The sequence below is a fragment of the Caballeronia sp. genome (assembly GCF_028292365.1).
Taxonomy (GTDB): domain Bacteria; phylum Pseudomonadota; class Gammaproteobacteria; order Burkholderiales; family Burkholderiaceae; genus Caballeronia.
The window spans coordinates 19,798-28,107 of sequence record NZ_JAQGMM010000239.1 but is presented as its reverse complement, the minus strand read 5'-3'; the positions used below and the strand labels follow the sequence as shown (position 1 = coordinate 28,107).

4 protein-coding genes are annotated in these 8,310 nt (G+C 57.7%); 2 read left to right on the top strand and 2 right to left on the bottom strand.

Features of this window, described 5'->3' with window-relative positions; translation table 11 throughout:
* Positions 1-585: 585 nt before the first annotated feature.
* Positions 586-2,160: a methyl-accepting chemotaxis protein gene (locus JWR14_RS14815; protein WP_299707944.1), complete on the top strand. Its 1,575-nt coding sequence runs from the start codon at positions 586-588 to the stop codon at positions 2,158-2,160.
* Positions 2,161-2,315: 155 nt separating this feature from the next.
* Here JWR14_RS14815 and JWR14_RS14810 read toward each other — a convergent pair whose 3' ends face one another.
* Positions 2,316-2,597 (bottom strand): hypothetical protein, encoded by a 282-nt coding sequence (locus tag JWR14_RS14810; protein ID WP_299707942.1) that lies wholly within the window; start codon positions 2,595-2,597, stop codon positions 2,316-2,318.
* A gap of 956 nt (positions 2,598-3,553) precedes the next feature.
* On the opposite strand from JWR14_RS14810, the gene JWR14_RS14805 reads away from it, so the two are divergent.
* The gene (locus JWR14_RS14805; RefSeq protein ID WP_299707940.1) at positions 3,554-6,871 is read left to right on the top strand and encodes an EAL domain-containing protein; all 3,318 of its coding nucleotides are present in this window, start codon (positions 3,554-3,556) and stop codon (positions 6,869-6,871) included.
* A gap of 40 nt (positions 6,872-6,911) precedes the next feature.
* Here the strand turns inward: JWR14_RS14805 and JWR14_RS14800 are convergent, their stop codons facing one another.
* The gene (locus JWR14_RS14800) at positions 6,912-8,237 is read right to left on the bottom strand and encodes an MFS transporter (RefSeq protein ID WP_299707938.1); all 1,326 of its coding nucleotides are present in this window, start codon (positions 8,235-8,237) and stop codon (positions 6,912-6,914) included.
* Positions 8,238-8,310 lie beyond the last annotated feature (73 nt).

The window sequence follows — 8,310 nt, the reverse complement described above, 5'->3', positions numbered from 1 at the left end:
TGTTGTCCTGCGACCTCTTGAGGGCCGGAGCAACCGCTTCGCGCAAAGTAAGGATGTGAGCAGCTTCAACCCGGATCCTACGGCGTGAGCGGCGGTGCAGCCAGTCCGCTGGCTATACCGGTATGGCGACTACCCGGCACGTTTTTTCGACTATCCCGGTTGCGGTCTTAATTGAGGTCTTACCGAAGTGAGGCGGTGACGCGCGTAACCGCTAAAGATCGGCCGCCATCCGCCGATAAATTGGGGATGTTTGCGTTTTTCTGGCAACCGTCATGGTGCAAGCATCTAACGGACGGCGGTCAAGCAGCATCACACAGCCGATGTTTTGACGATTGCTCAATAGCCCGGCTGCCCATCTTCGAATTTGCACCGCAATCCACAATCCGCACACGAACGCATTTTCCATTGCAACGTGAGCCCTCGAAAGATCGACGATATGACGCTAGAGGCAAGCGCCAAGCACGTCTGCCCGGCACCGGCTTAAGGGATTTGAAAGAAAGTAAATTGAAAGAAAGTCATATCGCCGTATGGCTCGCTACAGCAGAAAAACGTGTGTTTTAAATTTCAATCTACAAGGTCATTTTGATGAGCCAGTTCAAAGTTGTGACCCGCCTCTCGGCCGCCTTCGGCGCGTTACTTGTTCTTCTTGGCGTGGTGTCTGTCGTCGGCTTGATCGGCATGTCAAAAATTAACGGAGCGCTGACGAGTATTGTCGACCGCAGCACGGAAGAGATGACGCTTGCCCAGACAATGCGCTCGTCCCTCGACCAACGTTCTATCGCGATCCGCGACATGATGCTGGTCGATAACGAGGCCGACATGAAGGCCATCGTGGAAAAAATAAAGCACGAAGAGGGGATCTATGCGGATGCGTCGAGAGCCTTGAATGACATCTTTGTGTCGAGCGGATTAATAACGGACACAGAGCAAACACTGCTCGCCAAGCTGATAACGGATGAAGCTTCCACCCGTCCGCTCATGGCCAATGTCGCTCAGCTCATCGTTTCCAATGACAAAGCCTCGGCTGGCAAGGCGTTATTGCAAGACGTCGTTCCGAAACAAACTCAATGGCGAGGCACGCTTCGATCGCTGATCGAGCTTGAGAAAACGACGATGCACGACAAGGCAAACCGGGCTGAGAGCAGCTACGCGCAGCTTAGAATCGCCACCATCAGCGCAGCGCTTGCCGCGCTGATGGTCGGCGTGATAGCCGCGTTGCTGATCACGCGCAGCATCCTGAAGCAACTCGGTGCGGAACCTAGCGAAGCGCAACGTGTAGCTAGCGAGATTGCGGATGGAAACCTCGCCGTGCCGGTAGTGATTGCACCGGGTGCAAGCGGGAGCTTGATGGCATCGCTCGAAGCAATGCGCGCGCAATTGAGCAGCATCGTCTCGGGGATTAAAACATCGGCCGATTCGATCGCGGTTGCGGCCAATGAAATGGCGCAGGGTAACGTCGACCTGTCGCAACGTACGGAGGAACAAGCGGCTTCGCTTGAACAGACGGCTGCGAGCATGGAAGAGCTGACGTCTACGGTAAAGCAGAATACCGACAATGCAAAACAAGCGAACATGCTTGCCCAGACTGCGTCTGACGCAGCCACCGCAGGCGGACAGGTGGTTGAGCGCGTGGTGACGAAGATGCGCGATATATCCGCTAGCTCGTCGAAAGTGGGTGAGATCATCAACCTGATCGAGGGCATTGCATTTCAAACCAATATCCTTGCACTTAACGCGGCCGTTGAAGCGGCGCGCGCAGGTGAGCAGGGGCGCGGCTTCGCTGTTGTGGCAGGCGAAGTGCGTACGCTGGCCCAACGCTGCGCGAGCGCAGCCAAGCAAGTGAAGGATCAGATTGGTGAGTCGCTCGATCACGTTGACACGGGTTCGGGTCTGGTAGCCGAAGCAGGCAAAAGCATGAGCGAATTATTGAGCTCGGTTAAACAGGTGACTGACATCATGGGCGAAATCTCAGCCGCGTCGTCAGAGCAAAGCACGGGCATTGAGCAGGTCAGCATCGCTGTTGGGCAGATGGACGAGGTGACGCAACAAAACGCTGCGTTGGTCGAACAAGCAACGGCGGCAGCGCAAGCAATGGCCGATCAGGCCAAGAGCTTGCGCGAAGCGGTGGGTGTTTTCAGGGTGGGAGTGGGAAGCCACTGAGGCCGTCCTAAACCCGTAGACGCCGACCGGTCAGGCGCGATTTTGCTCACTTGGAATCGCCGGGCGGAAGGGCTGTGCGACCCCGGCGCTTAAGCATTCACCGACGTGCTGGTAACATTTATCGGGAACGTGAGAATGCCGCCTTCGTGCGGTAATCATTGCGCGTAGGGCTTAGTCTTTTTACGATCCGTGTCTGCAACAGGCTTGATACCGGACACGGTTGAATTGGGTGTCGAAGCTGCTCGTTGCAAAACTTTGGAATCTTGTGATGCGTTAGCAGCGGGCATCGGCAGCGGCTTATTGGGATTCGCCAGGTTATACAACGCGGTGCCCAGCTGTCCTGCCGCAACCCCCTCTTCGTAGTCGTCAGGGCTCTGGGCATGCGCGAAGGCGGTCAAAGAAAATGCAGCGAGGGTCACAGTCTTAAGATGTTTCATTTCCCTCTCCCTTGCGCCTGGATTCTCAAGACGGTCACGAAGTGATCCATGCCTGAGAATGAATATTCAATTTATAGTCCCTCCTCTTTACAAATAGCTCGCAGCCCTCAAAACCTCGGGCTCATCCGCCTTTGCCGCTTGATGGGCCGTTAATGGAAAAGCGGAGAAGGCGCTTCTCCCTATGAATACCAGGTGTGCCTGCTATCAATACACGCCGCGCTGGCCGGGCACTGCGGAAAGGACGGAGGATTAAAAAATACGATCAAGCAGTGGATTCGGCATGTTTTAAAGATCCCGGATTTCATACTTAGCCATGCAGAGGGTTTACTAGAAGACAAACGGGACCTTTTGCATTATTCGTTGCTGTGACGAATTTTCCTGACAAGACCGGATTTTTACCCGGTCATTAAACTTTTCCCTGCGAAGGCCGTTATTAGAGTGGGGATCACTATCGGGCTTAGTGAGACTGGCGCTTTGAACAATGCATTCTGCCGGCCGGGCGGTGATTACCGAGTTCGTCATCGTAACCTCGGCAATCCGCTTGCAATGCTGAAAGAAAACCCCGCACGCGAACATCATCTTGGTCGCACAGTTAATTGGCGGACACGGTCGCGGCAGCGCCGGAGTCCCCGCCCCGCAAGACGATGCAGCAGGCCGCGCTTAATTCTAAAAGACAGACGCGGACAAGCTTCGCCGATTGAATGAGTTCGAATCGAGACCGTTCTTCACGAGATGCGGCAGACCGCCGCGCAACGTGCGGAACTCACCGCAGTGAGGAGAGCGCTCGACTTCATGCTCGATTCAATCGGCTATATCAGCGAGGTTGGGGTCGCTGAAAGCGTCGAAGTAATGCCGAGTTCACTAGTCGGGCGTGTGCGTTGAAAGATCCCGACGTCCCGCGCGCTAGTGATTTGAACAGGAAAGAACGGCGGCCTTGCAGAACCGGAGCAGGCATCATGCGTCTCATTACACGAAACCTGGACAGCACGGACAGTGGCATCGAATTGATGGCTCAGGGTGTAGTGACTGCTCAGATCATTCGCCTGCGTCGACTGGGTGCGAACGTACCACCCGCGCTTCGGCGTCTGCTCGAAGCCTACGTGCTGTTCCCGCTATTTGCGGCAATGCTGCTCGTGCTCGCGTGGACCGCCGTCATTCATCTAGTCACTGTGGAACACGCCGTTGCCCGGGACGCCGCGGTGGAATTAAGTCGCGAACTCGCCGACACCTATGAAGCGCAGATGGTGCGTGATCTGGTTGCCATAGACCAGGCGCTCAAGACGGTCAAGTACGTGTATGAGACGAGGGGTGGCGTGCGCTTGTCCGAGCTGCAGGCCCAGGGGCTGCTGCCCTTCGCGATCGGGTTTAAGGTGGCGATTGCTGGCAGCGATGGCCGTCTGCGCGATGCGACCCGGGTGCAGGCGCCCGCGACCGTGATGGACCAGCCGTATTTCACCGTGCAGCGCGATCGCATCAACGACAGTCCGGCGCCGTTCGTCAGCGGGGTGACTCCCAACGCCACGACCGGCGCCCCGGAGATTATCTTCAGCCGGCGACTGAAGAATGCAGCCGGGGGATTTGCCGGCATCGTCATGCTCTCTGTGAACCCCGGCTATTTCACGAGCAGCTACGACCACGCTCGCATGGGCAACGAAGGTGTATTGGCGCTGCTCGGCACCGACGGCGTGATGCGTGCCGAGCAAGTAGGCAAACGGTCATCGTGGGGTGCGGTTCTCTCGAAGACGGCTATGGAGGACGCCGAAGTATCGTCCGATTTGCCTGCCGTGCAGCCGTGGGATAACGGCGTGCGCCGCTATACAAACCTGCGCCAGTTACAGGGCTTCCCACTCATCGCAATAGTCGGCCTTGGTCAGGAAGAACAACTCGCGCAATTCCGAAATCATCGGCGCGCTTACCTGCTATGGGCAAGCTTCGGCAGTGTGGCGCTGATCCTGCTGGCGGCCGCACTTAGCCGCTCGAGCTGGCTGCTCGCGGTAAGCCGGCGGCGAGCCCGGCGGGCGCAGCAGACTTACTACGCTGCATCGGAAGCGAGTCTTGACGCCTTTTTTGTCCTTCGCAGTGAACTTGACACGAACGGTAAGATCGTTGGCTTCAGAGTCCAAGATACCAACCGGCGCGGCGCCGACGTATCTGGACTACCGCGCAACCGCTTGATCGGCCGGTCACTCGATGTCGCGTTTCCTCGATCCCGCAGCGACGGCATGCTTGATGAGTTTGCGAGCGTGGCGAGGACGGGCGTAGTCGAGGAGCGGGAGTGGGTCCACGAGCGGCCCGACGCATCGGCTACATGGTTGCATCGGCAGGTCGTACGGGTGGAAGACGGCGTGGTAGTGATGATGCGCGACATCAGTTCCCGGAAACACGCCGAAGTCCGGCGCGCGGAGCAGAACCGGGTGCTGGAAATGATCGCCACCAGCACGCCCCTCGCAGACGTGTTGTCCTCCATGATCCGGCTGCTTGAGTCACAGATCACAGGGGCGGTATGTGCCGCCTTGCTGTGTGATGACGACGGCCGGCACTTGAAATTGGGCGCCGCGCCCAGCCTGCCCGAGCGTTATGGCAAGCAGATACGCGGCTCGCTGATTGGCCCGGATGCGGGACCAAGCGGTCGCGCGGTCCATTGGCGCCAGCCGGTGTACGTACCGGACGTAACGCAGGATCCGCACCTTGGCATGCAGATGGAAAGTTGTGGCGTGCATGGCTACGGCGCATGCTGGGCGCAGCCCATTCTGTCGCATGACGGCAGCGCACTGGGTGTACTTACGCTGTTCGTACGGTCTCCACATGAACCGACAGAGAACGAGGGACAGGCCATCGCGATGGCGACGCGCATTGCGGGCATCGCGATCGAACGCAGCCAGGCAGAGCAACGCATTCGCCACATGGCGAATCACGACGCTCTAACCGGCCTTCCCAACCGTACCTTGCTTTCTGACCGGCTGAATCAGGTCTTGCTGCACGCACAACGCTACCAGCGTGGCGTGACCGTGGTGTTCATTGATCTCGATAACTTCAAGCTGATCAACGACAGCCTTGGTCATCGCGCTGGCGACAGCCTGTTGAAGATCGTGGCTGACCGCATGGTGCGGTGCGTGCGGCGTACCGATACCGTGGTGCGGCTTGGCGGTGACGAGTTTGTGGTCGTTCTCTTTGACCAGGCACCGCAGGGAGTGGATATTACGGTGACAATCGAAAAGATTCGCGATGCGATTCGCGAGCCGGTCAAGCTGAACGATCAGAATTTCCAGGTGACCTGCAGCATGGGGCTCGCGAGCTACCCGAACGATGGCCTTGACGCCGATACGCTGCTGATGAACGCCGACGCTGCGATGTATCGAGCAAAAGAGATGGGCCGCAACAACTACCAGCTGTATACGTCCGAGATAAACATCAAGGTGCACGAGAAACTGCGACTCCAGGAGCAGTTGCGGCACGCGCTCGCGAACGAGGAATTTCGTTTGGTGTATCAGCCTCAGGTCGATTTGCGAACCGAGAAGATCTTTGGCGTGGAAGCGCTGTTACGCTGGGATCACCCGACAGAAGGGTTAGTCTCCCCGACCACGTTCATTCCGCTTGCAGAAGAAACGGGGCTGATTGTGCCTATAGGCGACTGGGTGCTGCATACGGCCTGCTACCAGAACAAGGCCTGGCAGGATGCAGGCATGGCGCCCATGACCATTTCGGTCAACGTCTCGGCGCGGCAGTTCCTGCAGAAGGATTGGGTGGCACGCGTGGCGCACGCGCTGGCGGTGAGCGGGCTCGATGCGCAGTATCTCGAACTCGAACTTACCGAGAGTCTCATCATGCAGGATCTCGATGGGGCCATTGCGATCATGACGCAATTGCAAGCCATGGGCGTGCGCCTGTCTATCGATGACTTCGGCACTGGCTATTCCAGCTTGAGTGCGTTGAAACACTTCCCGATCGTGCGCCTGAAAATAGATCAGTCGTTTGTGCGCGAGCTGCCTGACGGCGAGGATAACCGCGCGATTGCGCGGGCCGTTATCTCGCTTGGACGGCAATTGAATCTCAAGGTCATTGCCGAAGGCGTCGAAACGAAGAATCAACTCAATTTCCTGCGCGACAACGACTGTCACGAAATCCAGGGTTATCACTACAGCAAGCCGGTTACGCCCCACGAGCTGGAGCAATTACTGAGGGAGCCTTTCGCGTGGCCCTCGGACGGGTCCGACGAATACGTACTTCGCCAGCCGTTGACGCGGCCTGCACCGGTGTCAAGCCCCGACGGTTAGCGTATCGAACCTGAAGGGGTTGCTGAGGTCGTGATTGCGATCAACTCGACCCGTCCGCGTCAATTAGCCCTAATCGGAGAGATTCGTGACGACCGTCCTGGGCTACGTTACTGTCCTCATGAGGTGCGGTTTCAGGCATAAACACGGCGAAGAATAGTAAAGCGAGCCCACTAACGGCAGACAAAGTGAGAAACCCTGCGGTGAAGCCGAATTTCTCGACGATGTACCCTCCTGTGACATTGCTTAGCGCCGCGCCCACTCCCACGGCCAACGCCATCAATCCTTGCGCAAGATTGAAGCGACCCGTCCCTCGCATTAAGTCTGATGCAATGACGACAGCGACGACACCAAAGATGCCCGCCGCCACGCCATCAAGCAACTGAATGGCGACGACAGCATAAGGGCTGCTGGTCATGGAAAAGAGGACGCCTCGGACAGGCAGCACCGCGAGCGCGACCAGGAAAATCTTCTTTCGCCCAATGCCGCCGCGCATTGCCCGCCCGACTACCGCGGCAACCCCGACCATCACTAACTGTGCAGCAATAACGCATGCGCTCAATGCAATGACATCCATGCCCGGGTGAACCCTGGCGATGACTTGCCCTGCAAGCGGCAGCATCGCCGCGTTTCCGAAGTGGAAAAGAACGACAGAGATGATGAATACCTTAAGGTCTCGCTTCTTCCAAAGCTCGGAGAAAGCTATTGGGTGAGGCTTTCCGTCGGCATCAGGGGTCTCCGCGCCACGCGCCAGTTCGTGATCAATTTCCTTGGGCTTTATCAACAGAACCACGACTGCGCTGACAACCGCGAATCCGCAGATTAGATAGAACAGCCAGATGACCCCAACATACTGACCGAGGGCGCCGGCCAGTACCGCTGCCATGAAATTGCCAGCGTGATTGAAGCTTTCGTTGCGGCTTATTCGGGCGGGCAGCAAACGGTGGCCTACGATACCGAGACTCAGCGCGGCGAGGCAGGGTGGAATGATGGCCGATGCCGCGCCTAGCGTGATTTGCGCCGCCAGCACCGTGGGTAACTTCGGGAAAAACGCGATGATCAGGCATCCGGCAGCAACCAGTAAACCCGAAATCGTGATGAGCAGGCGTTTCGCACGAACCGCATCAACTAACAAGCCGGCAGGGATTTGGCACAGGGCCGCGGCGATGCCACTGGCCGCCATGACAAGGCCGATATTGCCCGAGCCCCAATGCTGAGTGCCCTTGAGATAGACCGACAAAAACGGACCCAAGCCGTCGCGTACGTCAGCCATCAGAAAATTCAGACTGTCCAGGCCACGCAGGCTTTGACCCGAAGGTGACTTTTCGGGTTCGACGCCAGCCGGTTGTTCGCGTGGGCGAGCGCTCACCGTTTTCTCCCATCAAGCAGGTCATCGCTCGTGGCGCGGTTGCTCACCGAACACCACACTTTCTCTCGTGTCA